General features: G+C 57.2%; 18 protein-coding genes. 1 reads left to right on the top strand and 17 read right to left on the bottom strand.

Features of this window, described 5'->3' with window-relative positions:
- Window positions 1–2: 2 nt before the first annotated feature.
- The 11 genes from glcF to NL154_RS16740 form a co-directional block, all read right to left on the bottom strand.
- A complete protein-coding gene (gene glcF, locus NL154_RS16690; protein ID WP_434733020.1) occupies window positions 3–1328 on the bottom strand; it encodes a glycolate oxidase subunit GlcF in 1326 nt (441 codons plus the stop codon).
- A 1-nt stretch (window position 1329) separates the two neighbouring features.
- Window positions 1330–2487: an FAD-binding protein gene (locus NL154_RS16695; RefSeq protein ID WP_434733021.1), complete on the bottom strand. Its 1158-nt coding sequence runs from the start codon at window positions 2485–2487 to the stop codon at window positions 1330–1332.
- Entirely contained in the window at window positions 2484–3941 is a 1458-nt protein-coding gene (locus NL154_RS16700) for an FAD-linked oxidase C-terminal domain-containing protein (protein ID WP_434733022.1), read from the bottom strand. Before NL154_RS16700 ends, NL154_RS16695 begins: the two co-directional genes overlap by 4 nt.
- Window positions 3942–4490: 549 nt before the next feature.
- Entirely contained in the window at window positions 4491–6728 is a 2238-nt protein-coding gene (locus tag NL154_RS16705) for a methyl-accepting chemotaxis protein (RefSeq protein WP_434733023.1), read from the bottom strand.
- Between the two features lie 423 nt (window positions 6729–7151).
- Window positions 7152–8057 (bottom strand): bifunctional methylenetetrahydrofolate dehydrogenase/methenyltetrahydrofolate cyclohydrolase FolD, encoded by a 906-nt coding sequence (gene folD, locus NL154_RS16710; RefSeq protein WP_434733024.1) that lies wholly within the window; start codon window positions 8055–8057, stop codon window positions 7152–7154.
- 3 nt (window positions 8058–8060) lie between these two features.
- Window positions 8061–8945, bottom strand: a complete 885-nt coding sequence (gene purU, locus NL154_RS16715) for a formyltetrahydrofolate deformylase (RefSeq protein WP_434733025.1) — start codon at window positions 8943–8945, stop codon at window positions 8061–8063.
- A 155-nt stretch (window positions 8946–9100) separates the two neighbouring features.
- On the bottom strand, window positions 9101–10336 hold the full coding sequence (locus tag NL154_RS16720) for an NAD(P)/FAD-dependent oxidoreductase (RefSeq protein WP_434733026.1): 1236 nt from the start codon (window positions 10334–10336) through the stop codon (window positions 9101–9103).
- 156 nt (window positions 10337–10492) lie between these two features.
- Entirely contained in the window at window positions 10493–10813 is a 321-nt protein-coding gene (locus NL154_RS16725; protein WP_434733027.1) for a Rieske 2Fe-2S domain-containing protein, read from the bottom strand.
- Window positions 10814–10962: 149 nt separating this feature from the next.
- Window positions 10963–11958 (bottom strand): sterol desaturase family protein, encoded by a 996-nt coding sequence (locus NL154_RS16730; protein WP_434733028.1) that lies wholly within the window; start codon window positions 11956–11958, stop codon window positions 10963–10965.
- A 91-nt stretch (window positions 11959–12049) separates the two neighbouring features.
- A complete protein-coding gene (locus NL154_RS16735; protein ID WP_434733029.1) occupies window positions 12050–12895 on the bottom strand; it encodes a 3-methyl-2-oxobutanoate hydroxymethyltransferase in 846 nt (281 codons plus the stop codon).
- A gap of 33 nt (window positions 12896–12928) precedes the next feature.
- The gene (locus tag NL154_RS16740; RefSeq protein WP_434733030.1) at window positions 12929–13960 is read right to left on the bottom strand and encodes a ribokinase; all 1032 of its coding nucleotides are present in this window, start codon (window positions 13958–13960) and stop codon (window positions 12929–12931) included.
- Between the two features lie 160 nt (window positions 13961–14120).
- Here NL154_RS16740 and NL154_RS16745 point away from each other — a divergent pair, with 160 nt between their 5' ends.
- On the top strand, window positions 14121–15005 hold the full coding sequence (locus tag NL154_RS16745; RefSeq protein WP_434733031.1) for a helix-turn-helix domain-containing protein: 885 nt from the start codon (window positions 14121–14123) through the stop codon (window positions 15003–15005).
- 285 nt (window positions 15006–15290) lie between these two features.
- On the opposite strand, the gene NL154_RS16750 is transcribed toward NL154_RS16745, so the two are convergent.
- From NL154_RS16750 to NL154_RS16775, 6 genes are all read right to left on the bottom strand, one after another.
- The gene (locus NL154_RS16750) at window positions 15291–16148 is read right to left on the bottom strand and encodes a branched-chain amino acid ABC transporter permease (protein WP_434733032.1); all 858 of its coding nucleotides are present in this window, start codon (window positions 16146–16148) and stop codon (window positions 15291–15293) included.
- Window positions 16149–16324: 176 nt separating this feature from the next.
- Entirely contained in the window at window positions 16325–17581 is a 1257-nt protein-coding gene (locus tag NL154_RS16755; RefSeq protein ID WP_434733033.1) for an amidohydrolase family protein, read from the bottom strand.
- Between the two features lie 71 nt (window positions 17582–17652).
- Entirely contained in the window at window positions 17653–18354 is a 702-nt protein-coding gene (locus NL154_RS16760) for an ABC transporter ATP-binding protein (RefSeq protein WP_132589919.1), read from the bottom strand.
- Complete coding sequence (locus NL154_RS16765; RefSeq protein WP_132589921.1) at window positions 18347–19081, bottom strand: ABC transporter ATP-binding protein; 735 nt, start codon at window positions 19079–19081, stop codon at window positions 18347–18349. Before NL154_RS16765 ends, NL154_RS16760 begins: the two co-directional genes overlap by 8 nt.
- A complete protein-coding gene (locus NL154_RS16770) occupies window positions 19068–20024 on the bottom strand; it encodes a branched-chain amino acid ABC transporter permease (RefSeq protein WP_434734107.1) in 957 nt (318 codons plus the stop codon). The genes NL154_RS16765 and NL154_RS16770 overlap by 14 nt, the downstream gene beginning before the upstream one ends.
- A 132-nt stretch (window positions 20025–20156) precedes the next feature.
- Window positions 20157–21377 (bottom strand): substrate-binding protein, encoded by a 1221-nt coding sequence (locus tag NL154_RS16775; RefSeq protein ID WP_434733034.1) that lies wholly within the window; start codon window positions 21375–21377, stop codon window positions 20157–20159.
- Window positions 21378–21704 lie beyond the last annotated feature (327 nt).

Raw genomic sequence — 21704 nt, forward strand, 5'->3', positions numbered from 1 at the left:
GGTCAGGCGTGCACGTCTTCTCGGACCGGCACTTCGGCGGGGGCAGCCAGACTCGGGGGCATGGGGCCACCTGTTGCCCAATCGAGAAGTTCCACCGTGTGAACCATCGGAATGGCCGTTGCCGATCCGATCTGCATCATACAGCCTATATTGCCCGAGCTGATCACCTGAGGCTGAGTCGCCTCGATTGTCGCGACCTTGCGCCTCTTGAGCTCGACCGATATTGCCGGCTGCATCAGATTGTAAGTGCCGGCCGACCCGCAGCAGATGTGGCTTTCACGGGGCTCGACCACCTGGAATCCGGCGGCTTTCAGCAGGTCCTTTGGCGTCGAGCGGATCTGCTGGCCGTGCTGCAAGGAACATGCGGCATGATAGGCGACGCGCAGCGGTTCGGCGTGCGACGGGTCCCTCAGCCCGAGATCGGCAATGACCTCGGAAATGTCTTTCGCACGAGCTGCAACGCGTCCAGCATCAACGGCCAGCGGATCATTGCGGAACATGTGACCATAGTCTTTGACCGTGGTCCCACAGCCTGAGGTATTTATGACGACGGCATCAAGCCCCTTGCCATCAAGCTCGGCGACGATTGCCCGGATATTGGCAGCGGCCATCGCATGGCTGTCGTCGCTCTTACCCATATGATGGGTGAGCGCGCCGCAGCAACCAATTCCCTGGGGAATGACAACTTCACAGCCATGCCGTCTCAGCAGTCGGATGGTTGCATCATTGATGTCGGTGTTCAGCGCGCGTTGTGCACAGCCGGTGAGAAGGGCAACGCGCTTGATTCGCTGTCCCTCGGCGGGAAAGCATTGCGGCCGATCATTCCGGCTCGGCGGCGGTATTTGGTCCGGCGCCATTTCAAGCATCGCCCTGAGCCGAAGATCCGGAACAATTTTCCTGAAGGGTCGAGCTAGCTTTGCCCATAACAGCGCAAAGCGAAATCGGTTGGGATAGGGCAGAATCTGCGAAAGCAGCCATCTTAGTAACCTGTCATCCCACCGGCGTTTGTAGTTCCGTTCAATGTAGGCGCGCGCGTGATCGACAAGGTGCATGTAATGAACGCCGGACGGGCAGGTCGTCATGCAGCTGAGGCAGCTCAGGCACCGGTCGACGTGCATCACCGTCTTTTCATCTGGCTTCCTGTTGTTTTCCAGCATGTCCTTGATCAGGTAGATGCGGCCGCGCGGACTATCGAGCTCATCGCCGAGCACCTTGTACGTCGGACAAGTGGCCGTGCAGAAGCCGCAGTGCACGCATGATCTCAAGATCTCGTTGCACCGTTTGGTGGCCGGGTCGGCCAGTTGCGCTTCGGTAAAGTTCGTCTGCATCTCAGTTGCCCATTAGGCCGGGATTGAATATCCCGGCGGGATCGAATGCCTTGCGCAGCGATGCCGATATCCGGGCAACGGCGCCGTCTTCATGTGGGAAGAGGTCAGCGGCAGGCAGCGGACCGCGTCGTACCAGCATCGCGTGTCCCTTGCCCACTGCTTTGCGAACAGCCGCACTTGCGGCCCCACCCGAGAACCAGATCAAGCCGCCGCCCCAATCGACAGACGCCTCTCCGCCAAGTTGACGCAGTGCCTCAACCACGGCCGGTGCTTCGCTTGGCTTGATCAGGATCCGCCAGATTGAATCATTGGAACCCGCGAACTGTTTAACGTCGCGCAGGTCACGCCACACGCTGCGACTTACAGGGTCCGCGATGACATTAATTTCCCGGCGGAAGAACAGCTCCCTGAGCTGGTCCACTCGATAGTCGACTTGAGCCTCGAAACCTTCGACCCTCAACCATGCGGTGCCCGCGTGGAACGCCGCGCCGGAGATTTCGAACGGTGTAGCAAGCGCTGCGACGAAGATTTCGCGTGCTTCGCGAAGCGTGATCCCAGGAAATGCTAGGCTCGTTTCGGCTTCCGCCCGAGGCAACGTCTTCAGCGCGACTTCCGTGAGCACGCCCAGAGTGCCAAAGCTGCCGCAAAGGAGCTTGCCGAGGTCAAGCCCAGTGACATTCTTCATCACGCGGCCACCATTCTTGATGGTTCGCCCACGGCCGTCCACGAACCTGACACCGAGAAGGTGATCTCTGCACGCCCCGGCCTGGATGCGGCGTGGTCCCGAGACATTAGCAGACACGATACCGCCGATCGTCGGTGTGCCTTTCGAACCGAGGATCGCCCTGTGGTCCATTGGTTCAAACGCCAAGGCCTGCCCTTCGGCCGCAAGCGCGTCTTCCACATCCTGCAAGGTCGTGCCCGCGCGCGCGATCAGCGTCAACGCCCCCGGTTCAAAGGTTACGATGCCAGACATGTTGCGAGTCGTGAGAATGTGCTCCCCTTCGACGGCCCCGGCCTGAACCCGCGTTCCGCCTCCGACAATGCGGATCGGCGCCACCCGTGCATGGCTTTCACCAACGAAAGCTGCGAGTTCAGCCTCGTCTGTCGGACCAACAAGGGAACGAGGGGCCTTCATTGTTGACTCGTCGATGTTCATCGACCCCTCCCCGCCCTGTCCCTGTAGGGCTGACTTAATTCGAGGGGAAAAACCTTGGCCGAATTGAGCAGCCAGTTTGGGTCGAAAACGCTTTTGATCTCCATCTGGATCGCCAGGTCATCAGCCGAATATTGCTTAGTCATGAGATCGCGCTTCTCGATTCCGACGCCATGTTCTCCAGTGAGGCACCCCCCGACATCGACGCAGAGCCGGAGGATATCGGCTCCGAATGCTTCGGCCCGCTCCAGTTCGCCGGGCGCGTTGGCATTGAACAGGATCAGGGGATGCATGTTTCCGTCACCGGCGTGAAAGACATTGGCTACCTCCAGGCCGTAATCTTTGGAAAGCTCGTCGATGCGCTTCAGTGTATAAGGCAGCTGCGAGACGGGCACGGTTCCGTCGAGACACAGATAGTCACCAAGCCTTCCCATGGCGCCGAAGGCCGACTTGCGCCCTTTCCAGATGGCAAGGGACTCGCCCGCGTTGCGGCTGATGCGAAACTCCACGGGGTTGAGCTCTTCGGCGATCTGGCGAATTCGCTCGATCTGGTGAAGAATCTCATCCTCGGAACCCTCCACCTCGACAATCAGAACCGCTGCGCAGTTTGGATATCCGGCGTTCGCAAATGTCTCGATCGCTCGCAGGCAGACGTCGTCCATGTATTCGATTGCCACTGGGAGCAGACCGGACCGAATGATGCGCGCTACGCATTCGCCAGCAGTCTCGGCGCTGTCAAATCCGATGAGCATCGGGCGCGCGCCCTCAGGCTTAGGCAGGATGCGCAAAGTCGCCTCGGTGACGATTGCAAGCTGCCCCTCCGAACCGCATAGCAGGCCCAAAATATCAAGCCCGCTTCCACCCAGCAAAGGGCCACCGAGATCGACGATTTCTCCGTTGGCCATGACCATCCGGACGCCCATTAGATTGTTCGTGGTGACACCATACTTGAGGCAGTGCGCGCCGCCGGAATTCATCGCGATGTTCCCGGCAATGGTGCATGCGAGCTGGGAGGACGGATCGGGTGCGTAGAAAAAACCCTCTGCCTCCAGTTCGGCGCTCACCGACAGATTGGTGACACCTGTCTGGACGCGGATGAAGCGGTTGACGGTGTCGACCTGCAGGATGTCGCGCAAGCGCATGGTGCCGATGACCACGCTGTCGGCCGTTGGCAATGCCCCGCCAGCTAGCGATGTGCCCGCACCTCTGGGAATAACGGGCACGCGCAGGTCATGACAAATCTTCATCGCTGCTGCGACCTCTTCGGTCGTCCGCGGCAGCACGACAGCAAGCGGCGGGCAACGATAAGCGGCCAATGCATCGCACTCGTAAGCGCGGGTTTCTTCAGGATTCGATATAACCGTATCTGGGGGAAGAGCAGCTATTAGCCGATCGACAATGTCTGGCGCCCTGGCCAGTATGCCTTGGTCAGGTTCCGGCATGGCTATGGTTGCCATGAATTGCTCCTCCCTACGCTGGATCGATAGACGAGCACCGAACTCCCCACCCATGCTCACGTTTATTTGCGGCCCCAGAAGTCACGCAAGCGATATATCGCTCATGGTTCTGTTCCCGAGGACGCCCTCACTGCGAATAACCGATGATGCAGACAAGAGGAGTTGGAGCAACGAGCCTTTTGGGTAAGAATGGGTAACTTTCGCTCTATGCGCTACTTGCGCCAAGTCAGAACGAAAGAAGTGTGGTTCCTCATTGCGTTAGCTTGCCGATAAAAAAGGCCCGATACCGCTGGTATCGGGCCAATTGGCGGGAGGTGCTCGGCCATTCCCGCTGGGAACATCGAAGCTGCTTGATACTGACACGCCGCCAAGAACGGGGCAGACGGCCCGAGGTGCCGACCGGCGCACCATGGCGCCGACCTAATGGCGTTGGCTGGCGTGCCCGGGCACGGGCCACATCACGAGCCCCCAGGCGTGGGTACCTATCATGGCAGGACGCCACAGCGGATCGTGGGAGCGCAAGACATCAGTCAGCCGAAGACATGGCGACTAGCTGGCCAGCGAATGCTGCTCGCTTGGCAACGGGTTGTCCGCCAGCATGAACTGACTAATGAGTGTTAGTAGATGGGTCGCCTCGCTTTGCAGGGAACGACACGCCACCATGGACTCGTCGGCCATACTGGCTGTCTGCTGTGTGGCTGCATCGATCTGAGAAATCGTGGATTTGAACTCCGCCAGATGGTTGGCCTGGCCAGCGGCGGTTGTCGCTATTTCGGACACCATCGACCTGATAAGCTTGATATGGTTGGCAACGTATTTGAGGACATCGCTAGTCGACCCTACGAGTTGCATTCCTTTTGCAACTCGGTGGGATGAGATGTCGATCAAATCTTTGATTTCCTTTGCTGCCTCCGCCGAGCGCTGCGCCAGGGCACGCACCTCGGAGGCGACCACTGCAAATCCCTTGCCGGCATCACCCGCCCTTGATGCCTCGACACCGGCGTTGAGGGCGAGAAGATTTGTTTGGAAGGCAATCTCGTCGATGACTGTGATGATACTGGCAATATCGACCGATGAACGTTCGATTTCCGCCATCCCGCTGAGCGCGCTTGAAATGATCTCGTCGGACGACGCGGCGGCTTGATGGGCCTCGGAAACGAGTTGGTCGGCTCGGGTTGCTGCCGCGGCCGTTTGGCTGACATCTCGTGTAATCGCGGTCATGGTGCTGACCGCTCCGTCAAGAACAAGGGCTTGTTGCTCGGTTTGCCCCGCCAAGCTGTTGCTGGCATTGCTTATTTGGTCGAGCGTCGCAGACATCGAGGTCGCCTGACTTGCAACGGATTGAATAGTATGGTTGAGCTGCACGAGCGCGTCGTTGAAGTCGCTTTTTAGCTGCCGGTAGTCGTCCGGGAAACTTCCGGATATTTGGCACCGGAGATTTCCTTTTGCGAGCGCAGAGAGGCCACGACCGATCTGATTTACAATTTCAGCCTGTGTCTTGAGCCTCTCGGCTTTTTCGGCTTCCATGGCCCTGCGTTCGGTGTCGGCTAGTTTTTCCGATCGAAGCGCATCAGCCTCTGCGTTTACCTTCGCCACGGCATTATCACGAAACACGACAACAGCTCGTGACATGTCACCGACTTCGTCACTGCGATTGATCCCCTCGATCCGCCCGCTTGTGTCACCTTGGGCGAGCCGCTTCATGCTATAAACCAGCTGGGTTATTGGCTTCGAAATGGATCGAGAAGCCATGATTGACACGAAGAGAGTCACAAGAGCGGTAATCCCGGTGATCCCCAAAATCTTGTAAATCATGAGAACCGCCGGTGCGAAGACCTCGGCCGCAGGTTCCAAGGCCACGACCGTGAGCTGTTTGCCCGCCCACTTCAATGACTCGGAAGCGGAAAGCACCCTGGAGCCTTCGAAAGCGCCGGATGACATCCCTTCCATAAGCAAGTGCGCGTCGATCAACCCAGTCGCTTCTCGAGAAGTATTGAACCGCGAGGTTGAACGCAAAGCGCGATCGGCACCCACAACCATGGCCTGACCGTGCGCGCTGAAGCCTGCGGGGTCGTGCATGATCGCATCGAGTATGCCGGTGCTCACCGCGACGACCAATGTTCCGCTTCGGTCACTGGGATTATAGGGATCTGCAATACCTACCGCAAAAAAGGCTTGACCCGACTCCACCTGCGAAGGCGCGGTAAAATCCGTTGCGGTGAGACCTTTGGCAGCCTCCGATGAGGTAGCGAGGCGGCTGGTTGAGCTATCCGCTTTCAGCCGCCCCAGGGGTTCCAATCCCGTGCTATACACAAGATCCCCATTTTTGTTCACAAGGGATATACTGGCGTATTGATGCTCCTTGCTAAATTGCCTCAGCCAGTGGTCAAGCTTGGTGTAATTGGAAAGGAAGTACTTTGCCTTGTCGGGTGCGGCATCCGAGAGGTCACTGCCCGTCTCCTTTTTGCTCGAGAGAGCCGAGACCATCTCCGCGGGTATCATCTTCAGGCCGTTGTTGGTGTCATCGAAGAGCTGAACCAGTCCCGGGTTGGCAGCCAACGCTTCAATCTCGAGGCTCATGTTGCTCAACTTCGACGCCACAGCATCACGCTTCGTGCTCGCTATGTATTCGAGATGCTTGCCAATGAGATCTCTCGTCGCTGAAAATGAAGTGACACCCGCAAACGTCGCAACTGCACTACAAGACAGGACCGCTATGCCAACTGTCAGCGCGGGTATTTTCTTGCTGATCGTCCATTGGAACCGCGTATTGAACAAGCGCCACATTCAATTTCCTCCTAAAATCAATAAGCTGGCCGAAAGCGCTCTCTAAAGCGCGCCCGAAAGATCGAGTTCATCATCAGCCCCGTCCTTAGGTCTGCCGCCACCTCAGAGAAGCATCGTCCCGGCGGCGCTTGCACAGTATCCCTGCAGCGCAAAGACTTCTCGCTACCGCCCTCCTCCCAGAATCGTGACTGTGAGAGCCTATCCACCGCCTTTCTGTGAATTCGGCAATTCTGGTGAGAAGTTGAGTAAAATTGCGTAATAGCCGCGGTGATGGACATCTGAGTTGTTCAAGAATGTCGCCCCTCATCCGCGTCAATGCGCGTGGAGAGCACACCGCTTGTTCCTGCCGCGCCTTCGGCCTCCCGGTTCCGCGGAGCACCCTGACCAATTGTCTCACTTGCGTGCGTCAGCACCGCACGATGTTCATAGCCACCGTGGGATCTTTCCAGCCGAGCGATAGGCTGCGCTAACAGTATTAGCCATCAGCATGGCGATCGTCATTGGGCCGACACCGCCCGGAACCGGCGTGATCGCTGCGGCGACTTCAGAGGCTTCCGCATAGGCGACATCGCCTACCAGCCGGCTCTTGCCCTCGCCGCGCTCAGGTGCATCGATGCGATTGATGCCCACGTCGATGACAGTGGCGCCGGGCTTGATCCAATCCGCCTTGACCATCTCCGGACGGCCGACGGCCGCCACCAGAATATCGGCACCCTTTGCGACGGAGGCGAGATCCTTGGTGTGCGAATGCGCCGTCGTAACCGTCGCATTGGCAGAGAGCAGCAATTGCGCCATCGGCTTGCCGAACAGGTTGGAACGGCCGATGACCACCGCATTGAGCCCCGACAGGTCCTCGCCATGGATGGAGCGCACCAAAAGCATGGCGCCGGCGGGCGTGCAGGAGATCAACCCGGTTTCGAGATCGCCGGTTGCCAGCTTGCCGGCATTGACCACATGCAACCCATCGACATCCTTCTCCGGCTTGATCGATTGAACTATCGATTCCGAATCAAGATGCTTCGGCAACGGCAGCTGTACGAGACTGCCGTGGATGGACGGATCGTCGTTCAGCGAGGCCACGAGCTTTGCCAGTTCTTCCTGCGTCGTTTCGGCCGGCAGCGTGTGCTGGACCGACTTGAAGCCGCATTCCTTCGCCATCTTGCTCTTGGAGTTCACATAGGCGTGGCTGGCCGGATCGTCGCCGACGATGACGACGGCAAGCCCGGTCTTCACACCGGCCTCCGCCTCAAGCCCAGCCGCCGCAGCCTTCACGGCCTCGATCACCGAAGCGGCCGCTTGTTTCCCGTCGATCACCGTTGCGAGCGCCATAACTCACCCCATGCGCTCGGAGGCGTATGAACCCGGGCTTGCCGGGAAGACGACAGTGCGGTTGCCGTTCAGGAAGGTGCGATAATGGATATGTGCATGGATGGCGCGGGCCAGTACCTGGCTCTCCACATCGCGGCCGATCGAGACATAGTCTTCGGCCGACTGCGCATGCGTGATGCGGGCCGTGTCCTGCTCGATGATCGGACCTTCGTCGAGATCGGCCGTCACATAATGCGCCGTCGCGCCGATCAGCTTCACGCCGCGCTCATAGGCCTGCTTGTAGGGGTTCGCTCCCTTGAAGGACGGCAGGAAGGAATGATGGATGTTGATGATGCGGCCAGACATCTTCCGGCACATCGCATCCGACAGAACCTGCATGTAGCGGGCGAGAACAATGAGTTCCGTGCCGGTCTGCTCGACGAGGTCCATCAGCTGGGCTTCGGCCTGCGGCTTGTTGTCCTTCGTCACCTTGATGTGGTGGAAGGGGATATCGTGATTGACGACCACTTTCTGGTAGTCGAAATGGTTGGAGACGACGCCGACGATGTCGATCGGCAATGCGCCGATCTTCCAGCGATAGAGCAGGTCGTTCAAGCAATGGCCGAAGCGCGAGACCATCAGCAGCACCTTCATGCGCTTCTTGGCATCGTGGATCTCCGCATCCATGGCGAACTTTTCCGCGATCGGCTTGAAGCCTTCGGCAAGTGCCGGCCCACCCACACCTTCTTCCGAGATGAAGGAGACGCGCATGAAGAACTTGCCGGTATCGAGATCGTCGAACTGGCTGGAGTCGATGATGTTGCAGCCCTTCTCGGCCAGATAGCTCGAAATCGCTGCGACGATGCCGCGCGTCGAACGACACGTGACAGTTAGAACGCATTCCTTCACCTACAACTCCTCCTAAATATTCCCGCAACCGCTTTAGCCATTGGGCGGAGATCTTAACGGGCAGCTCGTTGACTGGCGCCAAGTTTTGTCTTGTCTCATTGCCTGGGAGAGATTGGTGCTCGCGCTATCAACTATCCGAAGCTCGAATGTCGAATTTAACTGAGCAAAGACTTCAGGTTAGTAGTGGGATCTGCGAGCGCGCGCACATCGGGGCTGAGCCGCCTGCTGATCATCATTTCTGCGATACGGATTTCTTTTGCGACGGCGCCCAGGCTACCAAAGCCACATGCAGCCACTAAGCGTCCATCATCGGCCAGGTAATAGAACAGCCGTGCCCTCGAGCCGAGATCTCGCACGAGTTCAACTTGTCCTGGATCGCAAAGGCCCACGATCTGGAGCGTCTCATCATACTGGTCCGTCCAGAACCATGGCACGTCCAAGTACGGACGTGCCTCGCCCAAAATGCTGGCAGCCGCCGCGGCACCCTGTCGCTGCGCATTGCGCCATGCCTCTACCCGGATCCTTCGCCCGTAAAGACCGTGCGGAAACGAGCAGCAGTCCCCAGCAGCAAAGACATTAGGGTCCGAAGTCGCGAGCGTCTCGTCTACAAGGATGCCGTTGTCGATGGCCAGTCCTGCCGCCTGCGCCAACTCAATATTGGGGATAGCGCCGATACCAACAACCACCAGATCGGCGGCATGGCTTTGGCCGCTGGCCAAGATAACGTTGGATCGTCCTGCGTTGAAATCGATGCGTTCAACAATGGCACCAGTTTCAACGCGTACGCCCATACGCTCGTGCTTGCTTTTGATCAGTTCAGCTACCGCAGCTGGTACTGCCCGCGTAAGGAGCCGAGGGCCTGCCTCGATGACGGTGGCATAAGCACCTCTAATAACTGCACTTGCAGCGACCTCAAGTCCGATAAAACCGCCGCCGATAACCGCAACTCGGCATCCTTGACCGACAATCTTGCGGATACCGACTGCATCCCCATATGTTCGCAGCGTGACCACTCTGGCTCCCTCGGCGGTCGGGACACCTAGTGAGCGCGCTCGTGCTCCTGTGGTCAGAAGGAGCCGGTGATATGGTATCCGGGCTCCATCAGAGAGGATCACGACCTTTTCGGCTCGACGGATTGAGACAACCTCCGTTGCGTCAAGAAGCTCGATGCCCAACTGCGCGATACGCTCTGCAGTCAAAATCAGCTTGGGTGCGAACCCTGCCCCCTCAACGAGGGTTGCTTTGGACAGCGGCGGTCGCTCATATGGGAGCAGATTTTCATTCCCGATCAAGACAACCCGGCCCGTCCAGCCCTTTTCGCGCACTGCCTTTGCGGCAGCTATGCCGGCTTCGCCGGCTCCAACAATCACAATCGGCGCATTGTCGCTCACTTGATCTACCCATTTCAATGCAAGGCCATGCCAGCGACCTCGAATGATCGCGTTTGAAGCTTTGACCGATTTTGGTTGCCAGTTTCAGATGAACTCGACGCCGTCATTTTCTAGAAAATGACAAGGTCCGAGGTGCACCCATTGACCGAAATTCCTTCAGATCTTCACGAACACGGTGTCACCCTCGAGCTTGACCTCGTAGGCGCGCAGATCGACACAGGCGGGCAGTGCACGTGACTCTCCTGTCCGGTAGTCAAAAGTCCCGAAATGCTTGGGGCATTCGATGATGTCGCCGTCTACGATGCCATCAGCGAGATGAACTTTTTCATGCGAACAATGTCCGTCGATAGCGAAGTATTCCCCTTCGGGAGAACAAATGACCACGAAGGTCCGTCCTTGGTGATCAAGACGCAAGGCTTCTTCAGGTCTAAGTGCCGAAGTCTTGCATGCTGCCACCCATTCGCCTTGCACTGCCATATTCTTTCCTCGATATGTCATCTGAAACGCCACCGACCCGTTTTCGGAAAGGCAGCCACTTTAGGGATAGCGGCTGGCGCCGAATATCTGGCGCGGGCATGCGGCGGGATCCTCTCATTGAACCGCCGCGTTGCCTGACTGTGATTGAATCAGGTACCGCGAGCCCACTTCTTGGCCTTGATGCGCTTGTACATACGTTCGTCCGCCTCAGGTGAGCCGTCGTGGGCGGTGCCGAACCACTCGTCGAGCGGGATGCGGCGTTCGCCATAATTGACCTCGAAATACTTGTGGTGAAGGTAGTGGTAGAAGTTGTCGGTGTTGACGGCGTTGTCGTCATCGAGAACCACACGGTCGAATCCGACGTGAGACTTTGCAGGCGAGAGACCAGCATGCACGAGCTGGAACATCGCGTGTACCGGATGCAGCGGCACGACGAAGTGGATCAGGACCCCTGAGAAGTAACCGATGTGCTCCAAGGTCGACATCGAGAGGCCCGACCAAGGTCCTGGATTAACGTTCTTGTGATGCACTGCATGAACGATGTGGTAGAGCGGCCCCATGTGGATGATGCGGTGCACGATATAGAAGTGGAGCTCCCGCCAAGCCGGCATAAGAACGAGCATCGCCACGAAGAAGATGGGGTGCGTGGCAAAGTCGAGATAGGAAAGATGACCGTTCGCGTACAGCCACCAGGTCAGCACCTCATAGGCGCTCCAGACCGGGACGCCGATGCCTAGCGTTCGAAATACATTTTCAGCGGTCTGGCTGCCAAACATGAACGTCGGATTGTCGATGTCCGGCCACTTGGCATTGTACTTGAAGTCCGTGCCCTGGCGGCGCTGAATATAAAGCAGGAAGTGGAAGCCGCCGTAGAAGAGGATGGTCAGACCCAAATTCCTGATCAGGATCATGACAATCCAGTTGGCATGGAACTCCCTCATGGTGTCCATCGATGGCGTAAGGTATAGCCATGAAAGGAGGGCCACAGAGAAATAAGTAGCGTTCCAAGGCAGGAGATAACCCGGGAGCCAGCGAAGGATCTTTAGGGGCTGCACGGGCCAGACGAAGATCGGCGCGCGCCGAGGCTTCTTGTTGGGGGTCCAGTTTCCTCGCTTGTCGCGCGTACCATAGATCGTATCATCCATTCTTCCATCTCCGTTCCATAATTCGGACGAGAAAGTCCCGGCCGCCGGCGCAAGAGTGCGCGGATGCAAAGCGTAGTAGTTGCGGGATTATTCACGACGTGCGCGCGATGTGTCCGTTCTTTTCAAGCGCATCGACAAAGGCCACGTATTCACCGTCAGAAATCTGTGAGACTTCCTTCGGTCCCGGAAATGACCGGCTGACGACGTCGCTCCGGAAAGCGGAAAGCGCCTTCACACGTTCCATGCGAACCTGTTCTTGCAGATCATGCAAGTTTCCATACCGGCGCGCGTGCCGGGGAAGACGCGCCTCCCCGCCGCATACATCCTCAGTAAACAGGAACATAACGTCTGCATCCGGACCCGAACCTAGCGACACGGTGACGAGGCCGGTCCGAAGATAGATTTCCCGCATCACCCGCGCAGGGATGACCTCACATTCCACCGCGAAAGCACCTGCCTCCTCGAGGCGGCGAAAGCGGTGAAAAAGCTCTACTGCCTCGTCCGCAGTCTTTCCGACCGCCCGGAGCTTACCAACCCATGTCGACTTTCTCGGCACGAGGCCTAAGTGGCCCATAACCGGAATATCTTCCGCGGCAAGGATGGACACTGCCGACATACCACGAGCGGTGATGACGGCATCAGCTCCATCGGAAAGGGCCTTGAATGCCGTGCGCAAGATGTCGTCGTGCGTGACGGCGTCGGCAAAGCCCAGCGCTGCGGTTACGAAAAGCCTACCTGAACCTCTTCGAACTTCACGCACATTACCTGCGCGGGCAATGACCATGTCGATGCCTGCCTCGTCAGCTGCCGCTGCCTCTTCGGCCGTATTGGCCGTCACCTGCGTGTAGCGCATGCCCGCACTGCGGGCATTGCGCAGGTCGGCCACCGTCACGAGACGCTCTGCCTCTCTTGCAGCCCAATCGTAGATAAGTGGCATCACTTCAGTCCTCCAAATATCATCGGAAAGTTGTCAGGCCCCCTCGAGAGCCGGCAACGGAATGGTGTTCGCCATCCTGTCAACGGCTTCACGAGTTGCCATTCCAGGAATGACACCGAGTTTCGTGCAGACGAGCGCGCCGCAAGCAACACCGAGGCGCGCGGCCTCCAGAACGTTCATTCCCTCTGCTAATCCAACTGCGAATCCGGAATTGAAGGCGTCGCCCGCCCCGGTCGTGTCGACCACGTCTATTTTTGCAGCCGGGATTTCCACGTCCACTGTGTCGGTGACGATGAGCACCCCGCGGCTGCCAAGGGTGACGACGACATTGCGGGCGCCACGCTTGCGGAGCATTTCAACGAGCTGTCGCGACGGGCGCGGGTCGTCAGGCCGAAGACCGAGCAGGATCCGGAGCTCACTCTCATTTGGAGTAAGATAGTCGACGAACGGGAAGATCTCGTCCGGGATCGGCGCAGCCGGGGCCGGATTGAGGATGGTCGTCTTTCCCGATCGATGACCGAGTTCCATAGCACGCATCGCGGCGGCAACCGGAACCTCAAGCACGGCCATCACCACGTCGCTCTCGCTTATTGCGCTTTCGGCCCGCTCCACGGAGGAAACGTTCACAAGGTTTGCCGCGCCATAATCCATGATGATGAAGTTTTCGCCGCGCTCATTCAGAACGATGAAGCCCACTGCAGTCGCGGCCTCCGACGTGCGTTCGACGTAGGACGTTCGCACACCCTCGGCGGCGAATAGCTCTTCCGCCATCTCGGCAAACTTGTCCTCTCCAAGCAATGTGATCAGTGAGGAATCGGCACCAAGTCGGGCGGTTGCGACAGCCTGGTTCGACCCTTTGCCTCCCGGCCCCATGTCGAAACTGTTACCGAACATGGTCATTCCGAAGACTGGCATATTCGGTGCGCGGATTGTGAGGCCAACCGCAAAGCTGCCTAAAACGGTGATCTTCGGCTTAGCCATCAACCCCTCCCCCCGAAGGTGATCGAGGCGAACGCGCCGGCGAGAACCGCATCTTCGGCGACAAAGGCGCGAAGTGACCGGCATGCGAACAGCACCGCATCATGCGGATAACTGGTATCAACATTGGCTCCTCCCAGGATCCTCGTTGAGCCGCAAGTGATATAAAACGCGCATCAATAGCGCCAATCGACGAGGGCATTACTAATCAACAAAGGCAGCATAGACCTGTGTTCCATCGGTTGAAATGGACAAAGAGGACGGAAAGATATACAAAACGCGCATGCCAAATATTCCGCAGCGCACCATTTTCCCAGAGAACCACTATTACGTCCCCGAGGACGCCTGGAGCCAAAGCGCCTATACGGTACTGAGAGCTGGGAAAGCCATTACGGCGCGCGACCATCGAATTCAGCGCGATAGCTATCGTGGACAGGACATTATGTTTTGTACTGCAGGACGGGGTTACGTACAGACGGAAGGCAAGACACTCAGCGTTGGGCGTAACGAGATGGTTTGGATCGCCAATGAAGCGCCCCATGCACACTGGCCGGATGAAACTGATCCCTGGACAGTCTTGTTTGTGCGCATTGATGGCCCTGCCTGCCCGATAATGCGCCGCAAGGTGTTCAACACTGGCCCGACGCTTGCTGCGATACCCATATCGAATGAAATCGTGGCGTGGTTCGAGAGGTTGTTCGCTGTTCTGCGCACCAGGGCCGATAACGTCGATTTGGCCCTCAACCATCTTGTTGCAGAACTGATGCATCTCATCGCTGCACCGATGGCTGAAGCTGGCGAGTCACGCCTTCCCACTCCCTTGCGTGCGATACTATCCAAGATGAGGCTGCAACCCGAGCGACCTTGGCATGCAGAAGAACTGACCACTGTCTCCGGCCTCAGCGCGGCACAGACACGGCGTCTTTTTCAGAAACATCTGCAGATAAGTCCAAGACGTTGGCTCATTCGCGAACGGATAATGATGGCTCAAAAGCTGCTATTGGAGGGCGACGGACCCATAGGAGATATCGCCGAACGCTGCGGATTTTGTGACGTCTATCATCTCAGTCGGGAGTTCAAGCGAAGTACTGGCACCAGTCCGCGCGCATGGCGAGCCAGCGAGGGCAGTTGAACCTGTGCGCCTCAGCCGCCCACGCACTCAAATCGTGGAAAGAGGCTCCGCCCGGAAGCTCGAGTTCACCATCAGCCCAGCCGCCTTTTAAACGGATCAGCAGGCAGATGACGCCTCATGGGTTGGAGGCACTGTTGCGGCGATACCGGACGAGGTGCAGGGGACGTTATCAAAATGGCGACAGGAGGAGGTGTTTCCTGCACGTTGTCTCAGCTCGGCAGTAAAAGAATGACCCGCTTCCGATCACGTGCGCCAAAAAACTGTCGGTCGTTGCCTCTCGACACCTTAGACCCCCCTGCCTGAGATGAGTCCCCGTGGCCGAAACTTTACGAAAACTATGGCAAGAACGAATACAAGAACGTCCGCAACCACTGGCGTGATCACCCACGGAAGAGCGGCACTTAGGGTGCCGATCACGCTTGCTCCGGCGACCGGGCCGGCAAACGATCCAACACCTCCAACCATAACGGCGACAAAACCTTGGATCAGGAATCGGATTCCGAGATCGGCAAACAGCGAGAATACGGGCACAATCAGCGCGCCAGCCAGGCCAGCCAGTGCTGCACCGAACGCGAAGGTTATACTGTAAATCTTGCGGCTCGATATGCCTGAAGCGCGTGCGAGCGACGGATTCTCCAGTGAAGCGCGGACACGTAGGCCAAACGAGGTACGGGCAAGCAGCAGATAGCACAGAGCCATTACCAGCAACGTGATGATGACGATCACACAACGCCAGACCGCAAAGTGCAGCGGTCCAATGGTAATCGAACCTCCAAGGGGTTCAGGTACCGAAAGATAAAGACCGCCAATTAAACCTCGCACGAGTTCGCGAATTATCAGGCCAAGCGCATAGGTGCCGAGCATTGCGACAATCGGTGCGGCATAGAACCTACGGACCACTAGCCTCTCCAGCGCAAAACCCAAGGCACCGACTACGATGGGCGCGGCCAACATCCCAACGGCCACAGGCAAGCCGATGCTGTACGTTAGATAGGTGACATATGCGCCCAAAAGAACAAACTCACCCTGCGCGAAGTTGAAGATGCCCATCATGCTGGCGATGATCCCCAGCCCAAGCACCACCAGAACAACGATGGCGCCGAAGCTAATAATCTCGAAGAAGGCGGTAATCCACGTTTCCATTTTGTGGTCCTGACGCTCAGAATAATCGTGACAGTTACTGCCACGAACTCCGCTTATGTGAGAGAGTACGAACACTATATTCGCGGTGCAATGGACTATCCAGGTGCTGCACCAGCAATGAAGCCAACGTCGTTCGCCAGAGAAATACGCCTGGCGATTGACTCGCTTGGCTTTGATCAGGATAGCCCGAAAAACTTCCTCGCATTCTCAGCAAGCATATTCGTGGCCAGACGTTCGGCAGCTCCGTTGCGAAGGTATCCGCATGCAACCTTCTCCTCTAGGACATCGCCAATTAGGCGACGGGCGGATTGGATTGCAGCAAACGACTCTTCGACGTGCTGACAATCTCCCCCGATCATCATTCGCGAGTTGTCAGGCAACACTTCAATTGCCTCGTGCAAGGCAAGTTTGAAATGCGACGGGCTCAGCAAGAAGGACCAACACAGGTCCAGCCAGACGTTTCGATATATAAACGCCATGCCCAGAAGATCGCGACTCCAGGGGTAGGCCAAGTGCATCAGCAAGAAACGTGTCTTGGGATGGCGCTCGATCAAACCGGCAACCCGAAGAGGGTGGGAACCTCGCAAGATTGCTGTTCCGAGATGGGTTTGCACTGGGAGGTCGAACTCGGCTGCAAGTTTGCAGAACAAGTCAACAATGTAATCGCTGAAGGCCTTTCGAGCCGGACCGGATGGAGAAATTTGCCCCCATGCCGCGCGAGCCAATTGCTCGTCGGGCTCATCGAAATTTAGATCTCTGTCATATGCGAGGGCGTTCTTGAGCGCAACCTGGTTGCGTCCTCGGCAGCCTTTGACAAGCTCTCGGATCGCGTCACAATAATCATCGAAGGTATTCAACTGATGGGCAAGACGCTTAAGCAATGTCTGGCCAGAATTGCCGTTGTGATCTCGTGACTCCGGATGCCAGCCAAAAGCAAAAGCGTTGATGCGGAGAACAGCGTCGTAGTTCGCCCCGAGTGCTGCACGGGGCTCGAATATTGGATCAAGGTAAGAGTCAGTAATGACCCTTCGGATGCCGGCGCGTTCAACGACCTCACCGGCCCACGTTGTCTGCCGATGCCGCGAGCGAACCGATTCATCAATCGCCTCCCAGGTCTCTCGCGTGATCCCGAAGTCGCCGGAGCCGTGTAAATCAACCACTCCACGAACGAGATTCGTAACAAATGCGTTTGAGCTGCTGTTTTCTAAGTATGGGGTTAAGGCCTCCCACGTCGTCGGCACAGTCGCAGCAGATAAGACCTCATGTGTAGCCTTGGGTTCAGACGGCGACACGTTATGTGTCCAAGCGGCATAGCTCTGCTGGAATAATTTCAAAAGGTTTACGTCACGGCTCAGCGTGATCTCCGGCATATGATGTTCATGAACATCGATAACGTCGGACGAATTTACGATCTGCTTAATTGCTTCAGACATTGTCTGCGTCCCCTTGTCAATTCTGAAGAAAGGAATAGTTCTTGCCGTGGCCGCGAAGTATATGGACGTTCCTAGGGTGCCAGATACTTCACGAGCCGGGGATCATCGCGCACCTCTGAAGAAGAGCCAGTGAGTGCGACGCATCCACGATCGAGCACGTAGGCATGGCTCGCCACCCTTAGCGCTAGGTCCAGATGCTGCTCGACCACGATCACCGCGATGTCCTTGGCAAGATCAATAAGTCGCTCCGTGATTTCTTCGACAACGCCAATCCACACCCCCTCAGTCGGTTCGTCGAGCAAAAGCAGCCTCGGGTTGGGAAGTAGCGCGCGCGCTATCGCCAACATCTTTCGTTCGCCACCAGAAAGCGTGCCTGCGGCTTGGCCGAAGCGCTGACCAAGCTTCGGAAAGATTGCAAGAACCCGGTCGAGAGCGTCTCGCTCGCGTTTGGCGATCATTCCAATTGCTAGGTTGTCACGTACCGACAGGCGCGCAAATACGGAGTGTTCCTGCGGCACATAGCCGATACCGAGCCTTATTCTTTGCTCGGTAGGCAATCTCCCGATATCACCGGCATCCATCTTGACAGTGCCGCTGCCAAGCGGAAGTTCCCCCACGATGGCTTTCAGGAGAGTGGTTTTTCCGGCGCCGTTACGGCCCAGCACCGCGACACCGCCTTGTTGCGGCACATGGATGTTGACGCCGAACAAGACCTGGCTGCGCCCATAACCCGCATTGATGTCTTTGACGTCGAGTAATATGTTGCTAAGCACGGCGCAGATAGACCTCCTTGACCTTGGAGCTTGCCTGGATTTCCTGTACGGTGCCGGAGCATATGACGCTGCCTTGATCGAGCACTGTAAGTCGGTCGCAGATGTCTCGAATGAAATCGAGATCGTGCTCGACGATGACAAGCGAGCAGCTAGCCTTGATCGGCCGCAGCAACTCACCTGTGACGCGACGTTCCTCGTAACTCATGCCACCGGTGGGTTCATCGAGCAGCAAGAGCTTCGGCTCGCCCGCCAGCGCCATCGCAATCTCAAGCCATTGCTGCTGACCGTGCGAAAGCGCGCCTGCCGGTTGGTACGAGCGATCTGCGAGGCGAAACTGCTCCAGGGTGCTCATGACGCGATCATGCAAGGCGCCACGACTGCGGGAGAAGACCAAACTCACCAGCGACAGTTTTGCCTGCAGCGCGAGCAAAACGTTGTCGTAAAGCGTGAGCGTCGGGAGCACGTTGGTAATCTGGAACTTGAGGCTCATACCCGCACGCGCTCGCTCTGCAGGTGATAGTCGTGTTACATCCAAGCCAGAGAATAATACCCGACCTTTAGTAGGTGTTTCAGCACCCGCTACGCACTTCATCAGGGTGCTTTTTCCGGAGCCATTCGGGCCAATAAGCCCATGGAACTCGTTCTCACCGACAGCGAACGCGGCATTGTTCAGCGCAGTCAGTTTTCCGAAGCTTTTGCCAATACCACTTACTTCAAGCAGCGCCATTTTTTCCTCGCTTTTCCGGGCGACCAAAGGTTCCAACCCGTTCGCGTTCGCTTAACAGCAGACTGACGAGGCCAGCAGGCCGGAACATGATCACGAGCAGCAGCAGGACACCGAGGATGATCGGCCAAACATCCTGGAAGCTGTTCGAGAGCCAAAAGCTCAATGCTTCAATGACAACTGTCCCGATCAACGCCCCAACAAGCGTACCGGAGCCTCCGAAGAGGACGTAAAGGACCACCTGCGTCGACATTACCACGCCGAGAACATTGGTGCCGACGAACCCCTCGTGAAAAGCATACAAGCTGCCGGCCATTCCAGCGATTGCGCCACTGATTGCAAAGATAACGGCTTTCAAATGCTGTGCCTTGTAGCCAAAGAAGCCGATCCTGTATTCGTTCTCTCGCAAACCTGCCAGCGCAAGTCCAAACTGCGAGCGAAGCAAAAATCTAGCAAGGAGGTAAACGAGGACCAGAAAGCCAAGCGCTAGATAATAGAACGTCGATCCCTCGTTCAGTTCATACGACCCGACGGTCATCAACTGGATCGATGGTATACCATTCTGGCCGCCGAGATAGGATGAACCTCCGGCAAGTCGGTCAGCCGCGTAAGCGCCTGTCATCGTCCCAAGAGAAACGAAGACAATGCTTGATGGATGACGACCCAGCAACAGAAAGCCGGCGAGCAGCAACGCGACTACAAAGCCGATCAATGCCCCCACCGGAACCACAACGAATATCGATGCGATGTTCAAGTCTCGCGAAAGAAGCGCGACGCCGTAACCTGCCATGCCAAAAAATAGCGACTGACCCAGGCTTAGGATTCCGGCGTAACCCCAGACCAGGTCGAAGGACAACGCAAAAAGGCAAAGTATCAATACACGTGTTGCGAACACGGTGGCGTAGTCCTGGAGCACAAGCGGCGCAAGAACTGCCATGACGAGCATTGATATTTCGAGTGCCGGAAGAAACCTCCGGCTCTCAGAGGATCCAGTTGGATCTTTTGTCCGCCTCCCAGGAAGCTCGATCACCTGCGACCCTGCAGTTGCAGCGGCCCGGTCAATTGATTGGTGTGACATTCAGCACTCCTTGGGGTCCACAAGGCCAGCGCTGCGGGAGACGATCTCGTATTTGCCCCCTTTTGCCACGCCAATGTACATGTTCATTTTGCAATGGTGCTTGCCGGGCACCATCTCTGCCGGTCCGCCCGGCCCTTCTGCAATCTTTGCGTGGTCGAGTGCTGCAGCTACTGCGTCGCGCTCGGGGGTTCCAGCTTCTTTCACGGCCGCTTCCCATAACTTCAGGCCGCGATAGGCACCGGTGGCTGCGCTCCCCGCTGAGAATCGAAACTGGTTGGTAAACTGCTTTTCGTAGTTTCCCTGGATCCTGGCACTGATCGAATCCTCCGCAGTCAGCGCGCTGTAGTAGTCCAGGCTGCTCGCAAGACCATCAATCTCGTGGGCCGGGTTCATGTCGAGAAAGTTTTCGTCAAAATAGGTGCAACCTATCCGCCCACCGTTTTTGGAAAAACCCGCTTCATAAAGCTGTTTGAAGAACGGGCTTACACCGGGAGGCACGATTGTATTGAACACCACATCCACCCGGTTTGAGATGATGCGACTGACCATCGAGGAAAAGTCAACCTGGTCAACCGGATAGTATTCCTCGATGATCACCTCGCCGCCGTTGCTTTCGATCACCTTCCGTGCATAGGCGTTAATTGTCTGCGGCCAGACGTAGTTGGAGCCAGGCAACGCGAAACGTTTGCCGCCATTCTTGATCAGCCAGGGAATGAACTGATCACAGTTCTGCGCCGGAACCGGCCCGGTGCAAAACAGATTCGGCGTGCACTCTTTACCTTCATAGCCCTCCGGATAGATGTAGAGCGTCTTGCCTCGGGACACGATGGGGTCCTTGATGGCATTGCGCATCGAACTCGAGATTCCTCCAAGGACCATGTCGACCTTGTCTCGCTGGATCAGCTTTCGGACGTTGCCAACAGCAACGGATTCATTGGAGGCGGTGTCTTCAATATAGAGCTCGATGGGACGCCCCAGCAGACCGCCCGCGTCATTGATCTCTTTCACGACCATGCGAGCGACATTGGCATTGGTGTTCCCGGCAAATCCGAGCGCGCCCGTTAGGTCAGTGGCGATACCAAGCTTGATCGGACCTTCCGCGGCGTTTGCCCAATCCGGACGGATCACCCAGCTCCCCGGACCTACCGCGATAGCCGCTGATGCGAAAGCGAAATTCTGGAGAAACCGGCGCCGGCTCAATTTCATGCTGTCATTCAACATGTATAACGTCTCCCAATGGCTCGTTGGCCCAATGCGCCCCCCTCCGGGTCGCAGCGGTGAGAATGTATCCGTCATATTTCAGTCACAGTCGGCTTTCGGTGCAGGAGTTGGGTAAAATTGCGTAAAGCGTGCGAAGAAAAGAAGGCTACTGAAGGAAGGAGCTTGTCTACGTGCGGCTGGCTCGTCGGTGATCACTAGCCTTGTGATGCCCCTACGAGAGACGCAGGCCAAACCCAGTTACGTGCGACCGGGTTTTACGGGTTGGCGGAGCTTTGAGCGTGACGCCACCTTTCTAGGTCACTTCTGCATTTCAGCGACCGGAATAGC

Origin of the sequence: Rhizobium sp. YTUHZ044 (assembly GCF_051123975.1) — a bacterium.
GTDB lineage: Bacteria > Pseudomonadota > Alphaproteobacteria > Rhizobiales > Rhizobiaceae > Rhizobium.